Source organism: Pseudomonas sp. FGI182, from assembly GCF_000511325.1.
GTDB lineage: Bacteria > Pseudomonadota > Gammaproteobacteria > Pseudomonadales > Pseudomonadaceae > Aquipseudomonas > Aquipseudomonas putida_Z.
Genome location: NZ_CP007012.1, coordinates 5432853 through 5454196 on the forward strand (window position 1 = coordinate 5432853; position 21344 = coordinate 5454196).

19 protein-coding genes are annotated in these 21344 nt (G+C 66.1%); 12 read left to right on the plus strand and 7 right to left on the minus strand.

Annotation, left to right across the window (positions count from 1 at the left end; translation table 11 throughout):
- Window positions 1-261 precede the first annotated feature (261 nt).
- Together C163_RS23925 and C163_RS23930 are read left to right on the plus strand one after the other, a co-directional pair.
- Window positions 262-1668 carry an adenosylmethionine--8-amino-7-oxononanoate transaminase gene (locus tag C163_RS23925; protein ID WP_025340900.1) on the plus strand — a complete coding sequence of 469 codons (1407 nt, stop codon included), beginning with the start codon at window positions 262-264 and terminating at the stop codon, window positions 1666-1668.
- A 129-nt stretch (window positions 1669-1797) separates the two neighbouring features.
- A complete protein-coding gene (locus C163_RS23930; RefSeq protein ID WP_025340901.1) occupies window positions 1798-2517 on the plus strand; it encodes a 16S rRNA (uracil(1498)-N(3))-methyltransferase in 720 nt (239 codons plus the stop codon).
- On the opposite strand, the gene C163_RS23935 is transcribed toward C163_RS23930, so the two are convergent.
- From C163_RS23935 to C163_RS23965, 7 genes are all read right to left on the minus strand, one after another.
- Window positions 2518-3135 carry a hemolysin III family protein gene (locus C163_RS23935; protein ID WP_013974522.1) on the minus strand — a complete coding sequence of 206 codons (618 nt, stop codon included), beginning with the start codon at window positions 3133-3135 and terminating at the stop codon, window positions 2518-2520. It abuts the gene before it with no gap.
- Between the two features lie 96 nt (window positions 3136-3231).
- Window positions 3232-3705, minus strand: a complete 474-nt coding sequence (locus C163_RS23940) for a chemotaxis protein CheW (protein ID WP_025340902.1) — start codon at window positions 3703-3705, stop codon at window positions 3232-3234.
- On the minus strand, window positions 3698-8650 hold the full coding sequence (locus C163_RS23945; protein ID WP_025340903.1) for an Hpt domain-containing protein: 4953 nt from the start codon (window positions 8648-8650) through the stop codon (window positions 3698-3700). The genes C163_RS23940 and C163_RS23945 overlap by 8 nt, the downstream gene beginning before the upstream one ends.
- A gap of 48 nt (window positions 8651-8698) precedes the next feature.
- On the minus strand, window positions 8699-10753 hold the full coding sequence (locus tag C163_RS23950) for a methyl-accepting chemotaxis protein (protein WP_025340904.1): 2055 nt from the start codon (window positions 10751-10753) through the stop codon (window positions 8699-8701).
- A gap of 11 nt (window positions 10754-10764) precedes the next feature.
- Window positions 10765-11319: a chemotaxis protein CheW gene (locus tag C163_RS23955; protein ID WP_025340905.1), complete on the minus strand. Its 555-nt coding sequence runs from the start codon at window positions 11317-11319 to the stop codon at window positions 10765-10767.
- Complete coding sequence (gene pilH / locus C163_RS23960) at window positions 11316-11681, minus strand: twitching motility response regulator PilH (protein WP_025340906.1); 366 nt, start codon at window positions 11679-11681, stop codon at window positions 11316-11318. Before pilH ends, C163_RS23955 begins: the two co-directional genes overlap by 4 nt.
- A 47-nt stretch (window positions 11682-11728) precedes the next feature.
- Window positions 11729-12130, minus strand: a complete 402-nt coding sequence (locus C163_RS23965) for a PleD family two-component system response regulator (RefSeq protein WP_003257770.1) — start codon at window positions 12128-12130, stop codon at window positions 11729-11731.
- 298 nt (window positions 12131-12428) lie between these two features.
- Here C163_RS23965 and gshB point away from each other — a divergent pair, with 298 nt between their 5' ends.
- The 10 genes from gshB to C163_RS24015 all read left to right on the plus strand — a co-directional run bounded on the left by gshB (window position 12429) and on the right by C163_RS24015 (window position 21153).
- The gene (gene gshB, locus C163_RS23970) at window positions 12429-13382 is read left to right on the plus strand and encodes a glutathione synthase (RefSeq protein WP_025340907.1); all 954 of its coding nucleotides are present in this window, start codon (window positions 12429-12431) and stop codon (window positions 13380-13382) included.
- 91 nt (window positions 13383-13473) lie between these two features.
- A complete protein-coding gene (locus C163_RS23975; protein WP_013974528.1) occupies window positions 13474-14379 on the plus strand; it encodes an energy transducer TonB in 906 nt (301 codons plus the stop codon).
- Between the two features lie 171 nt (window positions 14380-14550).
- Window positions 14551-15120 (plus strand): YqgE/AlgH family protein, encoded by a 570-nt coding sequence (locus C163_RS23980; protein ID WP_015272081.1) that lies wholly within the window; start codon window positions 14551-14553, stop codon window positions 15118-15120.
- Complete coding sequence (ruvX, locus tag C163_RS23985; protein WP_013974530.1) at window positions 15120-15557, plus strand: Holliday junction resolvase RuvX; 438 nt, start codon at window positions 15120-15122, stop codon at window positions 15555-15557. Before C163_RS23980 ends, ruvX begins: the two co-directional genes overlap by 1 nt.
- Window positions 15558-15606: 49 nt before the next feature.
- Window positions 15607-16125, plus strand: coding sequence for a bifunctional pyr operon transcriptional regulator/uracil phosphoribosyltransferase PyrR (pyrR, locus tag C163_RS23990; RefSeq protein WP_025340908.1), 519 nt, complete (start codon window positions 15607-15609; stop codon window positions 16123-16125).
- A 12-nt stretch (window positions 16126-16137) separates the two neighbouring features.
- On the plus strand, window positions 16138-17142 hold the full coding sequence (locus tag C163_RS23995; RefSeq protein WP_003257774.1) for an aspartate carbamoyltransferase catalytic subunit: 1005 nt from the start codon (window positions 16138-16140) through the stop codon (window positions 17140-17142).
- A complete protein-coding gene (locus C163_RS24000; protein WP_015272083.1) occupies window positions 17139-18410 on the plus strand; it encodes a dihydroorotase in 1272 nt (423 codons plus the stop codon). The genes C163_RS23995 and C163_RS24000 overlap by 4 nt, the downstream gene beginning before the upstream one ends.
- Before the next feature lie 245 nt (window positions 18411-18655).
- Window positions 18656-19186 (plus strand): ATP-dependent protease subunit HslV, encoded by a 531-nt coding sequence (hslV, locus tag C163_RS24005; RefSeq protein WP_025340909.1) that lies wholly within the window; start codon window positions 18656-18658, stop codon window positions 19184-19186.
- Between the two features lie 74 nt (window positions 19187-19260).
- Complete coding sequence (hslU, locus tag C163_RS24010) at window positions 19261-20604, plus strand: ATP-dependent protease ATPase subunit HslU (protein ID WP_015272084.1); 1344 nt, start codon at window positions 19261-19263, stop codon at window positions 20602-20604.
- A gap of 171 nt (window positions 20605-20775) precedes the next feature.
- The gene (locus tag C163_RS24015; RefSeq protein ID WP_003249306.1) at window positions 20776-21153 is read left to right on the plus strand and encodes a gamma-butyrobetaine hydroxylase-like domain-containing protein; all 378 of its coding nucleotides are present in this window, start codon (window positions 20776-20778) and stop codon (window positions 21151-21153) included.
- Window positions 21154-21344: the final 191 nt, after the last annotated feature.

Here is a 21344-nt window from a genome sequence, read left to right on the forward strand (position 1 = left end):
GCGAACTCCGAGTCAGGGGGTTACAGAAACGGGGAGAGGCAGGAATGCCCCGGGAGAGATGCGTTAAGAATACGTCAGGTCCGCCGACCCTGCCAGCGCAGTGACATCAAGTCCTTTTCGCCACTGACATTTTTGCCTGCAGCGATTCCACGCGGTGGCAAGCTCAGCTGGCAAGCCGATGAGAAGCGGCGGTTGTCCTGCCTTGCGGCATTGCTTAGGCTTACGCGGTCGAACCAAGCCGCAAAGCCAGGAGAAGTGCCCATGGGCCTCAATGATCAGTGGATGCAACGCGACCTCAAGGTCCTGTGGCACCCCTGCACCCAGATGAAAGACCACGAGCAGCTGCCGCTGATCCCGATCAGGCGCGGCGAAGGCGTGTGGCTGGAAGACTTCGAAGGCAAGCGCTACCTGGATGCGGTGAGCAGCTGGTGGGTCAATGTGTTTGGCCACGCCAACCCGCGTATCAACCAGCGCATCAAAGACCAGGTCGACCAGCTGGAGCACGTGATCCTGGCCGGTTTCAGCCACCAGCCGGTGATCGAGCTGTCCGAGCGCCTTGTAGCCATGACCCCCGCCGGCCTTGACCGGGTGTTCTATGCCGACAACGGTTCGTCGTGCATCGAAGTGGCGCTGAAGATGAGCTTCCACTACTGGCAGAACGTCGGCAAACCGGGCAAGAAGCGCTTCGTCACCCTGACCAACAGCTACCACGGCGAAACCATCGCCGCCATGTCGGTCGGTGATGTGCCGCTGTTTACCGAAACCTACAAGGCGCTGCTGCTCGACACCCTCAAGGTGCCCAGCCCCGACTGCTACCTGCGCCCCGAGGGCACGAGCTGGGAAGAGCACTCGCGCACCATGTTCCAGGCCATGGAACAGACCCTGGCCGAGCACCACGCCTCGATCAGCGCGGTGATCGTCGAACCGCTGATCCAGGGTGCCGGCGGCATGCGCATGTACCACCCGGTGTACCTCAAGCTGCTGCGCGAGGCCTGCGACCGCTACGACGTGCACCTGATCCACGACGAGATCGCCGTGGGCTTCGGCCGCACCGGCACCATGTTCGCCTGTGAACAGGCCGGCATTCGCCCGGACTTCCTGTGCCTGTCCAAGGCCCTGACCGGCGGTTACCTGCCGCTGGCCGCCTGCCTGACCACCGACAAGGTGTACCAGGCGTTCTACGACGACTACCCGACCCTGCGCGCGTTCCTCCACTCGCACAGCTACACCGGCAACCCGCTGGCCTGCGCCGCGGCGCTGGCGACCCTGGACATCTTCGAGCAGGACAACGTGATCGAGGCCAACAAGGCCCTTGCCACCCGCATGGCCAGCGCCACCGCGCACCTGGCCGACCACGCGCATGTGGCCGAGATTCGCCAGACCGGCATGGCCCTGGCCATCGAAATGGTCCAGGACAAGGCCGGCAAGGTTGCCTACCCGTGGCAGGAGCGTCGTGGCCTGAAAGTGTTCGAGCACGCCCTGACGCGTGGCGCCCTGCTGCGCCCGCTGGGCAGCGTGGTGTACTTCCTGCCGCCGTATGTGATTACGCCAGAGCAGATCGACTTCCTGGCAGAAGTGGCCAGCGAAGGCATCGACATTGCCACCCGCGATAGCGTCAGCGTGGCCGTACCGGCCAACTTCCACCCCGACTTCCGCGACCCGGGCTAAGCCCGGAAGCCCGCCGCGTACTCTGTGGGAGCGGGTTCACCCGCGAATGCAATAGTGGAGTCACCGCCGCATTCGCGGGTGAACCCGCTCCCACAGGGACCACCTTCTCCCTTTAGCTTGAGCTCAACCATGAGACTGTCCCGCTTTTTCATCGACGCCCCCCTGAGCCTTGGCGAGCATGACCTGCCCGAAGCCCAGGCCCACTACATCGGCCGCGTACTGCGCATGGCCCCCGGCGACGCCGTGCAGCTGTTCGACGGCAGTGGCCAGGAATACCGCGGCCAGTTGCTCGAAGTGGGCAAGAAAACCGTGCGCGTCAGCCTCGACCAGGCCCTCGCCGGCCAAGCCGATTCACCACTGCACGTGCACCTCGGCCAAGGCCTGTCCCGTGGCGAGCGCATGGACTGGGCAATCCAGAAAGCCACCGAACTGGGCGCCAACGAAATCACCCCGATCGTCAGCGAACGCTGCGAAGTGCGGCTGAAGGACGAACGCGCCGACAAGCGCCTGGCCCACTGGCGCCAGGTGGCCATCAGCGCCTGCGAACAATGCGGCCGCTCGACCTTGCCGGTCATCCACCCGCCAGTGACCCTGGCCGAGTGGCTGAACAGTGCCAAGGCCGAGCTGAAACTGGTCCTGCACCCGGTGGCCGAACCACTCACCAGCCACGCCAAGCCGGCCACCCTGGCCTTCCTGATCGGCCCCGAAGGCGGCCTGAGCGAGGCGGAGGTCGACCAGGCCAAGGCTGCCGGTTTCCACGCCGCACGCCTGGGCCCACGCGTGCTGCGCACCGAAACCGCACCGGTGGTGGCACTGTCGGTGGCACAGCAACTGTGGGGCGACTTTTAACTAGCGCACGTAGAACGACACCGCCACGAAGTGCATGAGGCTGCCGGCGATCACGAACAGGTGCCAGATGCCATGCCAGTGGCGGAAGCGGCTGTCGAAGGCGAAGAAGATGATGCCGACGGTGTAGAACACCCCGCCGGCGGCCAGCCAGGCAAAGCCGGCGCTGCCGAGCGAGTGCAGCAATGGCTTGACCGCCACCAGCACGATCCAGCCCATCACCGCATAGATGATGATCGACAGGATGCGCGCCTCGGAGCGCGGCTTGATCTCCTGCAGCATGCCGATCACCGCCAGCCCCCAGACCACCCCGAACAGGCTCCAGCCCCAGGGGCCGCGCAGGCTGACCAGGCAAAACGGCGTGTAGCTGCCGGCGATCAGCAGGTAGATCGACAGGTGATCGAGCTTGCGCATGATCACCTTCGCCCGCCCGCGAGTGCTGTGGTACAGGGTAGAAATGCTGTACAGCAACAGCAAGGTGCTGCCGTAGATGGAGAAACTGACGATCTTCCACGGGTCGCCCTGCAGGCCCGCGACCACGATCAGCCAGATGGCACCGATACAGGCCAGGACGGCACCGACCAGGTGGGTCCAGGCGTTGAAGCGTTCACCGTAGTACATGCAAACACAGACCTCCTGAGGTGGGCTGGGTTCCTGCTTCCTTCTGTTCCGGCCTCTTCGCGGGTTTACCCGCGAAGAGGCCCTGTGCCTTGCATCCTACCCAAGCTCAGGTTGCAGTTCCGCGTCACGCACCAGCCGTTCCAGCGCAGCCAGGTCCGGTACCCGTGCCACCTGCTCACCCACCTGCACCGCCGCCAGCTCCAGGCGACCCAGCGCCACGTCCACGTAGTTCAGCTGGCTGTCGAGCTTGCACGAGCGCGGTATGTCCTGCAGCAACAACGCCAGGTAACGCAGGCCGGTATCACCCAGGGCATTGAGCACCACCACGCGTGCCCGCTCGCCGCAGGGTGTCTCACCACCGCACGCGGCTTCGAAGCCGATCAGCGGCAGGCGCTGCTGGCGCCAGTCGATCCAGCCCAGGTGCCAGGCCGGCTCGCCGCGTTGGCACACCAGATTGCGCTGGCCACTCAGTTCGGCAACCGCCACGTTGGGCAACACCAGGGTACGGTCACCCAACGGCAGCAAAAGCCCGGTCAGGCTGCTGCGCTGGCCGGCGATCAGTTCAAGCATGGGGCTGGCTCCAATGGGCAATGCTCTGCAACAGGACCGACTCCTGGTACGGCTTGCCCAGGTATTCGTTGACGCCGATGGCCATGGCACGGTCGCGGTGCTTCTGCCCGGTGCGCGAGGTGATCATGATGATCGGCAAGTCTTTCAGCCGCTCGTCACGGCGGATACGTGTGGCCACCTCGAAGCCGTCCATGCGCGGCATCTCGATGTCCAGCAGCAACACATCGGGGCGGTGTTCTTCCAGCAGGGCCATCGCATCGACCCCGTCCTTGGCCGTCAGCACACTCATGCCGTGGCGCTCCAGCAGGCGGCTGGTGACCTTGCGCACGGTCACCGAATCGTCCACCACCATTACCAGCAACGCCCGCCGTGGCGCCGGGCCGAACACCTGGCGCCGGGCCGCACCGCCACCCGGTAGGCGCGCCAGGCGCCGCTGCTGGCCACGCAACTGGCCCAGCAGGTCGAGAATCAGTACCACCCGCCCATCGCCCAACAGCGTTGCCCCCGACAACCCGGCAACCGCGGCAAACTGCGGCCCCAGGCTCTTCACCACGATCTCGCGGCTGGGCGACAGGCTGTCGGCCTGGATGGCGAACGACTGCTCCTGGGAATGCACCAGCAGCACCGGCAGCGGCACGCTCTGCCCGAGCAATGCCGGGCGTGGCATGCCCTGCAGCAGCTCACCTAGGTAGCGCAGCTCGTATTCGTGGCCGGCGTACACATAACGCGGGGCGTCCAGCTGGTAGCACGCCGCCAGTTCGGCCGGCGGCACGCGAACGATGCCCTCGATGGTGTTCAGCGGAATGGCGTACTGCTCTTCGCCCAGGTGCACCATCAGCGCACGGTTGACCGACACGGTGAACGGCAGGCGGATCAGGAAGCGCGCGCCCTTGCCCTGGGCCGACTCGATACTCATCGAGCCACCCAGTTGCTTGACCTCTTCGTGTACCACGTCCATGCCCAGGCCACGCCCGGAAATCTGGGTGATCTTCTCGGCAGTGGAAAAGCCCGGGCGCAGGATGAACTGGAGGATCTCGTGATCGCTCAACTGCGCCTGCGGGTCCAGCAGGCCGCGCTTGATGGCCTTGCGGCGCACCGCTTCCAGTGGCACGCCGGCACCGTCGTCGGTCATTTCGATGACGATGTCCGCGCCTTCGTGCAGCAGATTCAGGTGAATGGTGCCCTGCTCCGGCTTGCCGGCGGCCAGGCGCATTTCGCGGCTTTCCAGGCCATGGTCGACGGCGTTGCGCAGCATATGCTCCAGCGGCGCCACCATACGTTCAAGCACGCTGCGGTCCAGTTCGCCCTCGGCATTGCCCACCACCAGCTCCACCTGCTTGCCCAATTCGCTGGCCACCTGCCGTACCACGCGCTGCAAGCGTGGCACCAGGCGCTCGAAGGGCACCATCAGGGTCGCGGTCAGGCCTTCCTGCAACTGGCTGTTCACCCGCGCCTGCTGCTGCAGCAGGCTGTAGGCCTCCTGGGCGCGCTGTGCCAGGGTTTCCTTGAGGTCGAGCAAGTCCGAGGCAGACTCGAACAGGGCCCGCGACAGCTGCTGCAGTTGCGAGTGGCGGTCCATTTCCAGCGGGTCGAAGTCGTCATAGGCATCGCCTTCGAACTGCTGCCGGCTGGACATCCGCCCTTGGGTCTCGATATCCAGGCGCAGCAACTGGTCGCGCATGCGTTCGAGGGTGGTTTCCATCTCGTTGAGGGTGAACTGCGCATCGTTTACCTGCTGCTCGATGCGCCCACGGATGATCGAGTGCTCACCGGCCAGGTTGCCCAGCTCGTCGAGCAACTCGGCATCGACCTTGACCATGTCGCCCGGCGCCCGCTCCGGCGCCGCCGCCGGCGCCTCACTGGTCGCGGCCTCGACAGGCCCCTGGCCAGCGGCGCTGTCGGCCAGGGCCGAGAAGCTGAAGTTGCGGATGTAGTCGATCAGCGCAGTGGCGGCATGCAACGGCTGCCCCAGGCGCACGGCATCGAGCATGTGCGCCAGGCGGTCATGGCAGTTCTGCAGCAAGGCGAACAGTGGCGCGCTCGGCGGCATACGGCCAGCGGCCAGCAGTTCGTAGAGGAACTCCAGCTCGTGGGCCAGGTCGCCGATTGGCGCGATTTCGACCATGCGCGCCACGCCCTTCAGGGTGTGCAGGTCGCGCATCAGGTTGTCCACCTCGACGCTGTTGCGCGGGTCGGCCTGCCAGCGCGCCAGGGCTGCGGCGGCACTCTCGACGATGTCCGAGCTTTCTTCGAGGAAGACTTCCAGCAGCTCTTCGCCTGGGCTTTCCGGCTCTTCGACCAGCGGCTCGGCCACAGCCGGCAGCAAAGGGTGCTGCGCCGGCCCCAGGCCAAGGGTATCGGCCAGGTCCATGTCCGGGTGCAGCGGCGTGACCGTGTCGATGCCTACCAGGCCAGTGGCCTCCGGTGCCAGGGCCTGGCCCAGCAGGTTGCGCAGGCTGTCGACCAGCTCCGGCCTTGGCGGGATGTCCTGCCCGGCCGCCACTTCGTCGAGCATGTCCAGCAGGGCTTCATGGGCCCGCTGCACGTGGGCGAAGAAGCGCGCATCGGCGGGCAGGCTGCCCTCCTCCACGGCGCCGTACAGGTCGAGCAAGGCCTCGCACACATCATCCATCTGCCACAGGTCGGCCAAGTGCGCGGCGTGGCCCAGGGTGGTCAGTTCGTCAAGCAGGGCGTCCAGCGCATCGCGCTGGCCGGGCTGCTCCTGCCAGCGCGACAGCAACGACTCGGCATCCAGCAGGATATCCATGGCCTGGGCCAGGAAACTGGCAATCAACTGCGGGTCGCGCTTGCTGCGCCGCGCATGCTGCGGGTCGTCATGCAAGCTGACCAGGTGCGCGTCCACCGCCTGGCCGACCTGCTCGATCAGCTCCGCGGCACCGGGGATGGCCGCCAGCGGCGTGCTGTCGAGTTGCGCCAGGCCCAGATGGAACAGCGAGCGAGCAGCTTCCAGCCATTCGATCTCGGCCATTTGCAGGGGCAGTTGGTGGCCCTTGTATTCACGAGCCAGGCGGTCGAAGGCGGTGGCCAGTTCGGCGACCGGCATCACCCCGGCCATGGCGGCACTGCCCTTGAGCGTATGCAGGGCGCGCTGCAGGCCATCGCTGACCTGCGTATCGTGGCCGTCGGCGCCCTGCAGGAAAGCATCCAGGCTGGCCAGGTGGCCCTGCGCCTCGCTGCGGAAGATGTCGAGCAATTGCGGGTCGAGACCGTCGATGTCGGCCGCCACCGGGGCATCGTTTTCGGCCAGGGCATGTAGGTGCCCGGCCAACTGCTCGATTTCCGTCAGTTGTGGCAGCTGGCCGGCGGCAAAGTCGGCCAGCAGGTCGGGCAGGTAGACGAATGCCTGCTGCAGGGCCACCACGCCTTCCGGGCTGAGCACGCTACGGCCCTCGAGCACCCGGTTCAGCAGGTGCTCGGCGCCCCAGGCCAGCTCGGCCACCGCCTCGGCATGTACCATGCGGCCGCTGCCCTTGAGCGTATGCAAGGCGCGGCGCACTTCTCCCAGTGCCTCGCGCTGCTGGTTGTCGGCACGCCAGCGCAGCCAGTGGCGCTCGATTTCCGGCAGCAGCTCACCAGCCTCGTCGAGAAACACTTCACGCAACTCGTCATCGATGCCATCAGCGCTGCCATCGTGGCCCGCGGTGGCCTCGACCAGCGCGCAGTGCACACCCAGCGTCGCCAGGCTGGCGCGCGCCATGTCGATGAAGGGCTGGCCATCCGCCAATGGGTCCGCCACCCGCCATTGCAGGTAGCATTCGGCGGCGCTCAGGGCCTCGGCCAGGTGCGTCAGCTCATCGGCTGGCGGCTCCACGTCCAGGTGCTGCAGCCAGCGCTGTACATAGCTGGCGCAACCGGCAAACAGCTCGGCCACGGCCGGCAGCATCAACATCGCCAGCGCACCGCGAATCTGCTGCAACAGCCCTGGCAAGGGTTGCAGGCGTTGCCGCGGCCAGCCGGACTCCAGGCAATCGCCGATCAGGTCCTTGGCCTGCTGCAGCACGTTCAGCGACTCGTTCAACACCAGTTGGCGGATCTCGGCCAGGTCCGAGCCCGGCAGGCCGCCCTGGCCGTTTTCCTCCAGCGGGCCGACCATGCCATTGAGCGTGGCCTCCACGTACAGCAGGGCCCCCGCTACATCCATCAACACCGCGTCGTCCACCGCCCGCTCGCCCTGGGCCAGGGCCTGCAACGCCAGCACCTGGTCGATGATCACCCGGCGTGGCTGTTGGAAGCCAAGCACCGCCAGGGTGTCGGCCACGTGGCGCAGCGGTGCCAGCAGGGCATCGAGCTGCTCGCTGTGCTGGCGGTCGCCACGCACGAACTGGTCCAGGCGCTCCTTGATGCGCATCAGGTCGTCGCACAGCGCGGTCACCACCGAGCGCAGGGCATCGCGGCCCGGCCCGGCCTGCAGCTGCTCGCGCCAGTTGCCCAGCGACAGGTCGAGGTTGGCCAGGTCGTCGGCACCGGCAAAGCGTTGGGTGGCGCCGCTGATCAGGCTGGCCTGGGCCAACGGCTCCTCGCCACGGCAGGCACGCAGCTGGTTGAGCAGCGGCAGCATCACCAGTGGCAGGTCGTGGCGGGCGCCGCGCAGGCGCTCCAGATACGACGGCAATTGCTCCAGGCCGCGGAACAACGCGCCCAGGCAATCACCGCGGGGGCTGACCTGGCCATCGGCCAGGGCCCTGGCGAACAGCTCCAGTTCTTCAGCCAGGCGCGTGGCGCCGCGCAGTTCGAGCATGCGCAGGCAGCCGTGCACCTGGTGCAGGTTGTCGACCACGAATGCCAGCATCGACAGGTCGCCAGGCTCGCCGGCAAAGCGCTCCAGCGCCTGGCGCGCCTGGCCCAGGCAGTCGAGGATGGCGGCCTTGGTCCAGGCCAGCGCCACTGTGTCGTGGCGCTCGGGGCTTACTGCAGCTACAGCCATGGGCACTCCTCGGCGCGGCTTTTCAGTAGAGCTCATCAGTAGGGCTATTCACTTGGGCTCTGCTGGTGGCGGCAGGGTGAACCCGGACACCGAACGGCGCATCTCGCTGGCCATGCGTGCCAGGTGGCGGATGCTGTCGGCGGTGGCGCCGGAGCCGGCGGACGTCTGCGCGGTAATCTGCTGGATAACTGCCATGGTGTGGGAGATCTGCCCGGCAGACGAAGTCTGCAGCTGGGCGGCATCGGAGATGCTGTGGATAAGGTCGGCGAGGTTCTGCGATACGCCTTCGATCTCGGCCAGTGCCACCCCGGCATCCTGGGCCAGGCGGGCACCGCGCACCACTTCGGCGGTGGTCTGCTCCATGGAGATCACCGCCTCGTTGGTGTCGGCCTGGATGGTGCGCACCAGCGCCTCGATCTGCCGGGTAGCCGACGACGAGCGCTCGGCCAGGCGCTGCACTTCGTCGGCGACCACGGCGAACCCACGGCCGGCCTCGCCGGCAAGCGAGGCCTGAATCGCCGCGTTGAGGGCGAGGATGTTGGTCTGGTCGGCAATGTCGTCGATCAGGCTGACGATATCGCCAATTTCCTGGGAAGACTCACCGAGGCGTTTGATCCGTTTGGCGGTGTCCTGGATCTGCTCGCGAATGTTGTCCATGCCGTTGATGGTGTTGTGCACCACCTCGTTGCCCTTGTTGGCGATCGCCACCGAGCGCTCGGCAACCTTGGCCGACTCGTAGGCATGTGCCGAAACCCGGTCGATCGACTCGACCATGTCGCCGACCGCCTCGGATGCCTCGCTGATCTGCTCGGCCTGGTGTTCAGAGGCCTTGGCCAGCTGGCGTGCGGTGTTCTGTGTGTCCTGCACGGCGGCAGCGACCTGCACGGCGCTGTGGTTGATGGTGGCGACCAGGTCGCGCAATTGGTCCACGGAATAGTTGATCGAATCGGCAATGGCGCCGGTGAAGTCTTCGGTCACCGATACGGTCACGGTCAGGTCGCCGTCAGCCAGCTCTTCGATTTCGTCGAGCAGGCGCATGATCGCCTGCTGGTTGCGTTCGTTCTTTTCCGCCGTCTCGCGCAGCTGCCGGTTGGTGGTGCGCACCATGACCAGGCCGATGAGGATGATCGAAGCCAACGCCAGCAGGCCCAGGACATAGCCGCCGACAGTGTCGAGGGTGCGCCCGCCGGCCAGGTTCTCGAAACCGTTGGCCAGGTGCGAGGCCTCGTCGAGCAGGGTTTGCGACAGGCTGAAGATGTTGCCGGCAGCCTCGCGTACGCGGAACAGTTCTGGTGAGGTTTCGAGGATTTCATCCACCGAGCCGGCAACGAACTGGAACAGCTCGGCAATTTCAGCCAGGCGCGCACGGGCGTCGGCGTCCTCGACACGGGTCACCTGGATCGCCGCGCTGCCACTGAGCATGCCCTCCAGCACCTGGCCGAAGCGCCCGGCATCACGGCCAAAGGCATCCGCCGCCTGGGCCGCGGTGTCGTCACCGGCCAGCACAGTGTTGACCGAGCCGAGGATGCGTTCGGCCAGCAGCAACTGGCGCTGGGCCACCGCCACCTGGCTGGCCGGAGCGCCGCTCTGCAGCAGGATCTCGACCACTTTCTCGTATTCCACCTGCAACTGCGGCACGGTCTCGGCCAGGGTCGCCGCCACCTGGTGCAGCGACAGCACGGTCTGCTCGCTGGCCAGGATGGTATCGGTGTTCTTGCGCAGGTTTTCCCAGTCGCGGCGTACCGCTTCCATCTCGTCCCGCACCATGGGCGGCGCGGGTGGCAGGCCGGTGGACTTGTCACCTTCACGCAGGTAGCCCCAGCGCCGTTCGAAATCGTTGCGCGCGTCCGACAGCAGCTTGAAGGCCAGGGCCTTGCCGGTGGCGGCTTCGGTGGCGTTCTTGGCGATGCGCTGCGACAGCACCCGCAGTTCGCCGGCGTGGCCGATGTACTGCTTGTCGTAGTTGGACTGGGTGTTCAGGTAGGCAAAGTTGGCGAACAGCAGGATGATCGACAGGATCAGGATCAGGAACAGCACGGTGATCTGCGCGATGCTGCGGGTACGTGGGGTCACGGTGGTGACGGGGGTGGCAGGCTTGTTCACGTTCGCAGGTCCTATAACGCCACATCGAGAAAGCCCGGCGCCTGGGCCAGGGCGAAGGGGCTGAAGATCGCCCAGTTGCGTTCACGCGGGAAGTGCCCCTGCACGAAACGCGCAGCGGCGCGGATCAGGGGCTGTGGTGGCGACAGTTGCAGGCTGTCCAGGGCAAAGTGCTGCAGGCCCAGCACCTCGTCCACCAGCAGGCCGACGAACAGGTCCTCGTGGTCCAGCACCAGCACCCGCCGCTGCTTGCCCGGGGCGGCGTGGCCCAAGCCGAAGAAGCTGCTCAGGTCCATCACCGGCAACAGCCGGCCGCGCAGGTTGGCTACCCCGCACACCCACGGCTGCACACCGGGGACGCGGCTGCTGCGCGGTTCGCGCAGCACCTCGGCCACCTCGCCCATGGGCGCGACGAACCATTGCCCGGCAATACGAAAGCCAATGCCGCTCCACTGTTGCAGGCGGTTGTCCTGCGGCGGCTGGTCGGCGACCAGCAGGCGGCAGCGCCGGTCGATGTCCAGCAACAACTCGAAGGCGGTCAGCGACGCGCCCTGCGGGCGGGTGGTCAAGCCCCCAGCACTTCTTTGAGCTTGGCGATCAGCGCGTCCTCTTCCACCGGTTTGGTCAGGAAGTCACGAGCGCCCTGGCGCGTGGCCCAGATACGGTCGGTTTCCTGGTCCTTGGTGGTGACCACGATCACCGGGATGGCGCTGGTTTCCGGGTCCTTGCTGAGCTGGCGGGTGGCCTGGAAGCCGTTCATGCCGGGCATGACGATGTCCATCAGCACCGCGTCGGGCTTGTCCTGCCGGGCCAGGGCCACGCCATCGGCACCGTTGTTGGCCTTGAGCACCTGGTAGCCGTGCTTTTCCAGCCATTCGGTCAATCGGTACATCTCTGTCGGCGAGTCGTCGACAATCAGAACTCGGGCCATGCTGGTTCCCCATCAGGAAAGAAAGACCGTGCCATGGCGGGGCGCGGTCAGGGTGCGTGTTGTTGGGCTGCGGCAAAACCGGGCACGTGGGCGCGGATCGCGTCGAGCAGTTCTTCCTTGCTGAACGGTTTGGTCAGGAACTGGTCGGAGCCGACCACCCGGCCGCGGGCCTTGTCGAACAGGCCGTCACGTGACGACAGCAGAATGACCGGGGTGTCCTTGAAGGCACTGTTGTGCTTGATCACCGCGCAGGTCTGGTAGCCGTCCAGGCGCGGCATCAACACATCGACGAAGATGATGCTGGGCTGGTGGTCGACGATCTTGGCCAGGGCATCGAAGCCATCGCTGGCGGTGATCACCTCGCAGCCCGCTTCACCGAGCAACATCTGCGCGGTGCGGCGGATCGTGCGCGAATCGTCGATCACCATCACCTTCAGGGGTTGTTCCATCACTTGGGCTACCGTCGCTGCTTATGCCGAATTCCTGGGGCCGCTTCGCGCCCCTATCGCGACGCAAGGCCGCTCCTACAAGGGACCGCAATCTCCTGTAGGAGCGGCCTTGCGTCGCGATAGGGCTGCGCAGCAGCCCCCATGGGCCTGTCATTCAGCACTATGACTGGCATTTTTAGCACACTCCGGGTGGCCGTTCCATCTGCGGCGCCCCTTGACCGGCGGCGTTCACGGCGCCACCCTGAGCCACTTTTCTTTCGATCCATCGCGGCCACGCGCCGCCAAGAGGAACCACCCCATGAGCGTTCGCCTCGGCATTGTCATGGACCCCATCGCGTCCATCTCCTACAAGAAGGACAGCTCGCTGGCCATGCTGCTGGCCGCCCAGGCACGCGGCTGGAGCCTGTTCTACATGGAACAGCGCGATATGTACCTGGGCGCCGGCCAGGCGCGTGCGCAAATGCGCCCGCTGAAAGTGTTCGCCGACCCGGCCCGCTGGTTCGAGCTGGGCGACGAGCAGGACAGCGCGCTGGCCGAGCTGGACGTGATCCTGATGCGCAAGGACCCGCCCTTCGACATGGAGTTCGTCTACAGCACCTACCTGCTGGAGCAGGCCGAGCGCGAAGGCGTGCTGGTGGTCAACCGCCCGCAGAGCCTGCGCGACTGCAACGAAAAACTGTTCGCCACCCAGTTCCCGCAGTGCATGGCGCCGACCCTGGTCAGCCGCCGTGTCGACATCCTGCGCGAGTTCGCCAACAGCCGTGGTGACGTGATCCTCAAGCCGCTGGACGGCATGGGCGGCGCCTCGGTGTTCCGCCACCGCAAGGACGACCCGAACCTGTCGGTGATCCTGGAAACCCTGACCCAGCACGGCAACCAGCAGATCATGGCGCAGGAATACCTGCCGCAGATCGTCGACGGCGACAAGCGCATCCTGATGATCGACGGCGAGCCGGTGGACTACTGCCTGGCGCGTATCCCGGCCAGCGGCGAGACCCGTGGCAACCTGGCCGCCGGCGGCCGTGGCGAAGCACGCCCGCTGACCGACCGCGACCGCTGGATCGCCGCCCAGGTCGGCCCGACACTGCGCGAGAAGGGCCTGATGTTCGTAGGCCTGGACGTGATCGGCGACTACCTCACCGAAATCAACGTCACCAGCCCCACCTGCATCCGCGAGATCGATGCCGCCTACAACACCGATATCGGCGGGCAATTGATGGATGCCATTGATCGCCAGCTGAAGGCGCGCTGACCGCCGACGCACGGCAACAACCCAGAGTGGGGTATGATGCGGGTCCTTTTGGCCTGGCCTGCTACCCCGCCCTGCGGTTGCTGGAAACCTGATGACGCTGCCCGCTGACATCCCCGCCGACCTGCTGCCCCCCCGTGTTCGCCCGGTGGACCGGCTCGGCTTTACCCTGTTCCTGGCTGCCCTGGTGCACCTGGCGCTGATCCTCGGCGTCGGCTTCAGCGTGGTCAAGCCTGCCGAAATCCGCCACACCATGGACATCACCCTGGCCACCTTCAAGAGCGAGAAACCGCCGGAGAAGGCCGATTTCCAGGCCCAGGACAACCAGCAGGGCAGCGGCACCCTGGACAAGAAAGCGGTGCCCAAGACCACCGAACTGGCACCGTTCCAGGACAGCAAGATCAACAAGATCACCCCGCCACCCGCCGCGAAGCCCGAGGTGGTACCGCCCCCTGTCCCGCAGAAGTCGGCGGTAGTGACCACGGCGCCCAAGCCACAGAAGGTCGAGCCCAAGCCCAGGGAAAGCAAGCCGCAGCCCAAGCCGGCAGCCCCGGCACCGGACTTCGACAGCTCGCAGTTGTCCAGCCAGATCGCCAGCCTGGAGGCGGAGCTGTCCAACGAACAGCAGATGTACGCCAAGCGCCCGCGCATCCATCGGCTCAATGCTGCCTCGACCATGCGCGACAAGGGTGCCTGGTACAAGGAAGAGTGGCGCAAGAAGGTCGAGCGGGTGGGCAACCTGAACTACCCCGACGAAGCGCGCCGGCAACAGATCTACGGCAACCTGCGCATGATGGTGTCGATCAACCGCGATGGTTCGCTGTACGAGGTGCTGGTGCTGGAGTCGTCCGGGCAACCGGTGCTGGACCAGGCGGCGCAGCGCATCGTGCGGCTGGCGGCGCCGTTTGCGCCGTTTACCGGGGACCTGGCCGAGTTTGACCGGCTGGAGATCATCCGCACCTGGCGATTTGCCCGTGGGGACCGTTTGTCCAGTAACTGACCTGCGGCATTACGCGGTCCCTGTGGGAGCGGGTTTACCCGCGAAAGCTTCCGACTAAGCGACATCATTGCCTGATCTGGCGCATTCGCGGGTAAACCCGCTCCCACAGGGAACGCGCAAGCCTCGTTACGCACCTTGTCAGCCTCGCCACCTGGCGCCACACTATCCCCCATGAAAACCCTCACGCCGAGCTACCTCAAGCATCAGTTCCTGATCGCCATGCCGCACATGGCCGATCCGAACTTCGCCCAGACCCTCACGTACATCGTCGAGCACAACGCCCATGGCGCCATGGGCCTGGTGGTCAACCGGCCGCAGGAGCTGAACCTGGCCGACATCCTCGAGCAGCTGCGCCCGGACGAAATGCCACCGGCCAGCACCTTGCAGGTGCCGATCTACCAAGGTGGCCCGGTACAGACCGACCGTGGCTTCGTGCTGCACAGCAGCGAATGCAGTTTCCAGGCCACCGTGGCGCTGGAGGGGCTGTCGCTGACCACCTCGCAGGATATATTGCTTGCCATCGCCGCCGGGGTAGGCCCGAAACAGAGCCTGATCACCCTGGGTTATGCCGGCTGGGAAGCGGGCCAACTGGAAGCGGAGCTTGCCGACAACGCCTGGCTCAACTGCCCGTTCGACCCGGAAATCATCTTCGGCCTGACCAGCGACCTGCGCCTGGAAGCCGCCGCTGCCAGCCTGGGGATCAACCTGAACCTGCTGACCAGCCAGGCGGGCCACGCCTGATGGCCGAACTGCACCCTGAACTGCGTCTGCTGCTGGGCTTCGACTACGGCAGCAAACAGATCGGCGTAGCCGTCGGCCAGGTGGTCACCGGCCAGGCCCGCGAGCTTTGCACCCTGAAGGCACAGAACGGCGTGCCGGACTGGGCCCAGGTGGAAAAGCTGATTGCCGAATGGAAGCCCGACGCCATCGTCGTCGGCCTGCCGCTGAACATGGACGGCACCCCCAGCGAAATGAGCGCCCGCGCAGAAAAGTTCGCCCGCCGCCTGAACGGCCGCTTCAACCTGCCCGTGCACACCCACGACGAACGCCTGACCACCTTCGAGGCCAAGGGCGAGCGCATGGCCCGTGGCGGCCAGCGCGGCAGCTACCGCGACAACCCGGTCGATGCCATCGCCGCCGCCCTGTTGCTGCAAGGCTGGCTGGAGGCCAATACCTGATCATCTTTGCCGCCGGGCCCGCCCGGCGCACCCTTCCGAGGAGCCTGCAATGAGCCTACCCGATCCAGCCGAACTGATTCGGCAGATGGCCGTCGACCTTCGCGCCCACCTGGCCCGCCGGGCAATTACCGAACCGCGCTACATCGGCATCCGCACCGGCGGCGTCTGGGTTGCCCAGGCCCTGCAGGAAGCCATGGGCGACACCAGTCCCATGGGCACTCTGGACGTGTCGTTCTATCGCGACGACTTCAGCCAGAACGGCCTGCACCCGCAAGTGCGCCCGTCCGAGCTGCCGTTCGAGGTCGAGGGCCAGCACCTGGTGCTGGTGGATGACGTGCTGATGAGCGGCCGCACGGTGCGCGCCGCGCTCAACGAACTGTTCGATTATGGCCGCCCGGCCAGCGTCACCCTGGTCTGCCTGCTGGACCTGGATGCCGGCGAACTGCCAATCCGCCCGAATGTACTCGGCGCCACCCTGTCGCTGGCCGCCCATGAACGGGTAAAATTGACCGGACCCGCACCGCTCGCTCTCGAGCGCCAGGACCTCGCCTCCGCTTCCGCCCTTTAAGAGTCCCCCGCGATGACGCCAATCGACGCCAAGCGCCCGCTGCAGCTCAATGATCAGGGCCAGCTGCGCCACTTCCTCTCGCTCGACGGTTTGCCCCGCGAACTGCTCACCGAGATCCTCGACACCGCCGACTCCTTCCTGGAAGTCGGTGCCCGGGCCGTGAAGAAAGTCCCGTTGCTGCGCGGCAAGACCGTGTGCAACGTGTTCTTCGAGAACTCCACCCGTACCCGTACCACCTTCGAACTGGCGGCCCAGCGCCTGTCGGCCGACGTGATCAGTCTGAACGTGTCGACCTCCTCGACCAGCAAGGGCGAGACCCTGTTCGACACCCTGCGCAACCTCGAAGCCATGGCCGCCGACATGTTCGTGGTGCGCCACTCCGACTCCGGGGCCGCGCACTTCATCGCCGAGCACGTGTGCCCGGAAGTTGCCGTGATCAACGGCGGTGACGGCCGCCACGCGCACCCGACCCAGGGCATGCTCGACATGCTCACCATCCGCCGCCACAAGGGCAGCTTCGAGAACCTGTCGGTGGCCATCGTCGGCGACATCCTGCACTCGCGCGTGGCCCGCTCCGACATGCTGGCGCTGAAAGCGCTGGGCTGCCCGGATATCCGCGTGATCGGCCCGAAAACCCTGATCCCGATCGGTATCGAGCAGTACGGCGTGAAGGTGTACACCGACCTCGCCGAAGGCCTGAAGGATGTCGACGTGGTGATCATGCTGCGCCTGCAGCGTGAGCGCATGGCCGGTGGCCTGCTGCCCAGCGAAGGCGAGTTCTACCGCCTGTTCGGCCTGACGACCGCGCGCCTGGCCGGGGCCAAGCCCGACGCCATCGTCATGCACCCGGGCCCGATCAACCGCGGCGTGGAAATCGAGTCGGCGGTGGCCGACGGCAAGCACTCGGTGATCCTCAACCAGGTCACCTACGGCATCGCCGTGCGCATGGCCGTGCTGTCCATGGCCATGAGCGGGCAGAACGCGCAACGTCAATTCGACCAGGAGAACGCCCAGTGACCATCAGTATTCTCGGCGCCCGGGTCATCGACCCCAACAGCGGCCTGGACCAGGTCACCGACCTGCACCTGGACGGCGGCCGCATTGCCGCCATCGGTGCAGCCCCGGCCGGCTTCAGCGCCAGCCGCACGATCCAGGCTGATGGCCTGGTCGCCGCGCCCGGCCTGGTCGACCTCGGCGTGTCCCTGCGCGAGCCGGGCTACAGCCGCAAAGGCAACATCGCCAGTGAAACCCGCGCCGCCGTCGCCGGCGGTGTCACTAGCCTGTGCTGCCCGCCGCAGACCAAGCCGGTGCTGGACACCTCGGCCGTGGCCGAACTGATCCTCGACCGCGCCCGCGAGGCCGCCAACAGCAAGGTCTACCCGATCGGCGCCCTGACCAAGGGCCTGGAAGGCGAGCAACTGGCCGAGCTGGTGGCCCTGCGCGACACCGGCTGCGTGGCCTTCGGCAATGGCCTGAAGGAGATCCCCAACAACCGTACCTTGGCCCGCGCCCTGGAATACGCCGCCACCTTCGACCTGACCGTGGTGTTCCACTCCCAGGACCGCGACCTGGCCCAGGGTGGCCTGGCCCACGAAGGTGCCATGGCCAGCTTCCTCGGCCTGCCGGGCATTCCGGAAACCGCCGAGACCGTGGCCCTGGCGCGCAATCTGCTGCTGGTGGAACAGACCGGCGTGCGTGCGCACTTCACCCAGATCACCAGCGCCCGTGGCGCACGGCTGATCGAGCAGGCCCAGCAGCTTGGCCTGCCGGTGACCGCCGATGTGGCGCTGTACCAACTGATCCTTACCGACGAGTCGCTGCGTGAGTTCTCCAGCCTGTACCACGTGCAGCCACCGCTGCGCACCGCCGCCGACCGTGACGGCCTGCGTGCGGCGGTGAAGTCGGGGGTGATCCAGGCGATCTCCAGCCACCACCAGCCGCACGAGCGCGACGCCAAGCTGGCCCCGTTCGGCGCCACCGAGCCGGGCATCAGCAGCGTCGAGCTGCTGCTGCCGCTGGCCATGACCCTGGTGCAGGACGGCCTGCTCGACCTGCCAACCTTGCTGGCCCGCCTGAGCAGCGGCCCGGCGGCGGCCCTGCGCCTGCCGGCCGGCGAGCTGAAAGTGGGTGGCGCGGCCGACCTGGTGCTGTTCGACCCGCAAGCCTCGACCGTGGCCGGCGAGCAGTGGTTCTCGCGCGGCGAGAACTGCCCGTTCATCGGCCACTGCCTGCCGGGTGCGGTGCGTTATACCTTGGTCGATGGGCATGTCTGCCACGAGGCCTGAGTAGCCCCTGTGGGAGCGGCCTTGTGTCGCGATAGGGCCGCAAAGCGGCCCCAGCAATCCATGCATGATGCCGAGAACCTGGGGCCGCTGCGCGGCCCTTTCGCGACGCAAGGCCGCTCCCACATTGACCCCGTACAACCTTGAGCCTGCACCGACCATTCATCCCCCACGGTTGAAATCCTTCCCCCCACCCCCATATGAGTCTGCATCAGGCACTTTCGCCCCGCTGCGTGGAGACTCTCCCCTTGACCACCATCGTTTCTGTCCGCCGTAACGGCAAAGTCGTCATGGGCGGCGACGGCCAGGTATCCCTCGGCAACACCGTGATGAAAGGCAACGCCAAGAAGGTGCGCCGCCTGTACCACGGCCAGGTCATCGCGGGCTTCGCCGGCGCCACCGCCGATGCGTTCACCCTGTTCGAGCGCTTTGAAGGCCAGCTCGAGAAACATCAGGGCCACCTGGTCCGCGCTGCCGTGGAGCTGGCCAAGGAATGGCGTACCGACCGCTCCCTGAGCCGCCTGGAGGCAATGCTGGCCGTGGCCAACAAGGACGCCTCCCTGATCATCACCGGCAACGGCGACGTGGTCGAACCCGAAGACGGCCTGATCGCCATGGGTTCCGGCGGCGCCTACGCCCAGGCCGCAGCCCGCGCCCTGCTGAACAAGACCGACCTCTCGGCCCGTGAAATCGCCGAGACCGCCCTGAACATCGCCGGCGACATCTGCGTGTTCACCAACCACAACCTGACCATCGAGGAGCAGGACCTGGCCGAATAATCAGTTGTTCTGGCGTCCCGCTGCGAGCGGGACTTTTCCACGCTGATTCATTCCGCCCGAGGACCATTTTCATCATGTCCATGACCCCCCGCGAGATCGTCCACGAACTCAACCGCCACATCATCGGCCAGGACGACGCCAAGCGCGCCGTGGCCATCGCCCTGCGCAACCGCTGGCGGCGCATGCAGCTCCCCGCCGAGCTGCGCGCCGAAGTGACCCCGAAGAACATCCTGATGATCGGCCCTACCGGCGTCGGCAAGACCGAGATCGCCCGCCGCCTGGCCAAGCTGGCCAACGCGCCGTTCCTCAAGGTCGAAGCCACCAAGTTCACCGAAGTGGGCTACGTGGGCCGCGACGTCGAGTCGATCATCCGCGACCTGGCCGATGCCGCGCTGAAGATGCTGCGTGAGCAAGAAATCATCCGCGTGCGCCACCGCGCCGAAGACGCCGCCGAAGACCGCATCCTCGACGCCCTGCTGCCGCAGGCGCGGGTCAGCAGCTTCGCCGAGGAAGCCGCGCAGACCAGCACCGATTCCAACACCCGCCAGCTGTTCCGCAAGCGCCTGCGCGAAGGCCAGCTGGACGACAAGGAAATCGAGATCGAAGTGGCCGATGCCGTGGGCGTCGAAATTGCCGCGCCGCCCGGCATGGAAGAAATGACCAACCAGCTGCAGAGCCTGTTCGCCAACATGGGCAAAGGCAAGCGCAAGGCGCGCAAGCTGAAGGTGAAAGAAGCACTGAAGATGGTTCGCGATGAAGAAGCGAGCCGCCTGGTCAACGAGGAAGAGCTCAAGGCCAAGGCCCTGGAAGCTGTCGAGCAGCACGGCATCGTGTTCATCGACGAAATCGACAAGGTTGCCAAGCGCGGCAACGTTGGCGGCGCCGACGTGTCCCGTGAAGGCGTGCAGCGCGACCTGCTGCCGCTGATCGAAGGCTGCACCGTCAACACCAAGCTGGGCATGGTCAAGACCGACCACATCCTGTTCATTGCCTCGGGTGCGTTCCACCTGAGCAAGCCGAGCGACCTGGTGCCCGAACTGCAAGGCCGCCTGCCGATCCGTGTGGAACTCAAGGCCCTGACCCCGGAAGACTTCGAGCGCATCCTGCAGGAGCCGCACGCGTCGCTGACCGAACAGTACCAGGCCCTGCTCAAGACCGAAGGCCTGAACATCGAGTTCCTCGCCGACGGTATCAAGCGCCTGGCCGAGATTGCCTACCAGGTCAACGAGAAGACCGAGAACATCGGTGCCCGCCGCCTGCACACCCTGCTCGAGCGTTTGCTCGAAGAGGTGTCGTTCAGCGCTGGCGACCTGGCCAGCACCCATGACGAAGCGCCGATCCAGATCGACGCGGCGTATGTGAACAGCCACCTGGGTGAGCTGGCGCAGAACGAAGACCTGTCGCGTTACATCCTGTAAGACCGCACGGGGCCGCCTTGCGGCCCATCGCGACACAAGGCCGCTCCTACAGGGGAACGCGATCTCCTGTAGGAGCGGCCTTGTGTCGCGATGGGCTGCAAAGCAGCCCCCTTGCACAATCCCCCGAATCTCCTGAAGCTGTGCACCATCAGCTCCCGAGAGATTCCGCCCATGGCCCGCCTGCCCACCGCCATCAACCTGCACAAAGCCTCGAAAACCCTCAGCCTCACCTACGCCCCCGGCGAGGTCTACCACCTGCCCGCCGAATTCCTGCGCGTGCACTCCCCCTCCGCCGAGGTCCAGGGCCACGGTAACCCCATCCTGCAGTTCGGCAAGATCAACGTCGGCCTCAGCGGCCTGGAACCTGCCGGGCAATACGCACTGAAACTGACCTTCGACGACGGCCATGACAGCGGCCTGTTCACCTGGGAATACCTCGAGCAGCTGTGCCTGCGCCAGGAACAGCTGTGGGCCGAGTACCTCGACGAACTGCACAAGGCCGGGAAATCCCGCGACCCTGCCGAGTCGGTGGTCAAACTCATGCTCTAGCGCAAGGCCTGCAGGATTTAGAGCGCATTTTCTAAATTCATCTGTTTGAATGCCTTACAGACAGCCCAGTGACGGGCTGTCTTGCGCATTACATGAAAGTCGGGTAACCAATGGGGGTGGCAAGTTCCCTGCATCAAATTGCAGGTAGTCAGAACCCTCGCAGCACCGCTGTTCCTTATCACTGGTCACCC

Excerpts from the sequence above, each read along its gene's own strand:
- C163_RS23975 (WP_013974528.1), top strand. The coding sequence starts at position 13,474 with ATGACGCTGCCCGCTGACATCCCCGCCGACCTGCTGCCCCCCCGTGTT.
- C163_RS23935 (WP_013974522.1), bottom strand. The coding sequence starts at position 3,135 with ATGTACTACGGTGAACGCTTCAACGCCTGGACCCACCTGGTCGGTGCC.
- pilH (WP_025340906.1), bottom strand. The coding sequence starts at position 11,681 with ATGGCCCGAGTTCTGATTGTCGACGACTCGCCGACAGAGATGTACCGA.
- hslU (WP_015272084.1), top strand. The coding sequence starts at position 19,261 with ATGTCCATGACCCCCCGCGAGATCGTCCACGAACTCAACCGCCACATC.
- C163_RS23945 (WP_025340903.1), bottom strand. The coding sequence starts at position 8,650 with ATGGCTGTAGCTGCAGTAAGCCCCGAGCGCCACGACACAGTGGCGCTG.
- C163_RS23995 (WP_003257774.1), top strand. The coding sequence starts at position 16,138 with ATGACGCCAATCGACGCCAAGCGCCCGCTGCAGCTCAATGATCAGGGC.
- C163_RS23965 (WP_003257770.1), bottom strand. The coding sequence starts at position 12,130 with ATGGAACAACCCCTGAAGGTGATGGTGATCGACGATTCGCGCACGATC.
- ruvX (WP_013974530.1), top strand. The coding sequence starts at position 15,120 with ATGGCCGAACTGCACCCTGAACTGCGTCTGCTGCTGGGCTTCGACTAC.
- C163_RS23980 (WP_015272081.1), top strand. The coding sequence starts at position 14,551 with ATGAAAACCCTCACGCCGAGCTACCTCAAGCATCAGTTCCTGATCGCC.
- pyrR (WP_025340908.1), top strand. The coding sequence starts at position 15,607 with ATGAGCCTACCCGATCCAGCCGAACTGATTCGGCAGATGGCCGTCGAC.
- C163_RS23925 (WP_025340900.1), top strand. The coding sequence starts at position 262 with ATGGGCCTCAATGATCAGTGGATGCAACGCGACCTCAAGGTCCTGTGG.
- C163_RS23940 (WP_025340902.1), bottom strand. The coding sequence starts at position 3,705 with ATGCTTGAACTGATCGCCGGCCAGCGCAGCAGCCTGACCGGGCTTTTG.
- gshB (WP_025340907.1), top strand. The coding sequence starts at position 12,429 with ATGAGCGTTCGCCTCGGCATTGTCATGGACCCCATCGCGTCCATCTCC.
- C163_RS23930 (WP_025340901.1), top strand. The coding sequence starts at position 1,798 with ATGAGACTGTCCCGCTTTTTCATCGACGCCCCCCTGAGCCTTGGCGAG.
- C163_RS24015 (WP_003249306.1), top strand. The coding sequence starts at position 20,776 with ATGGCCCGCCTGCCCACCGCCATCAACCTGCACAAAGCCTCGAAAACC.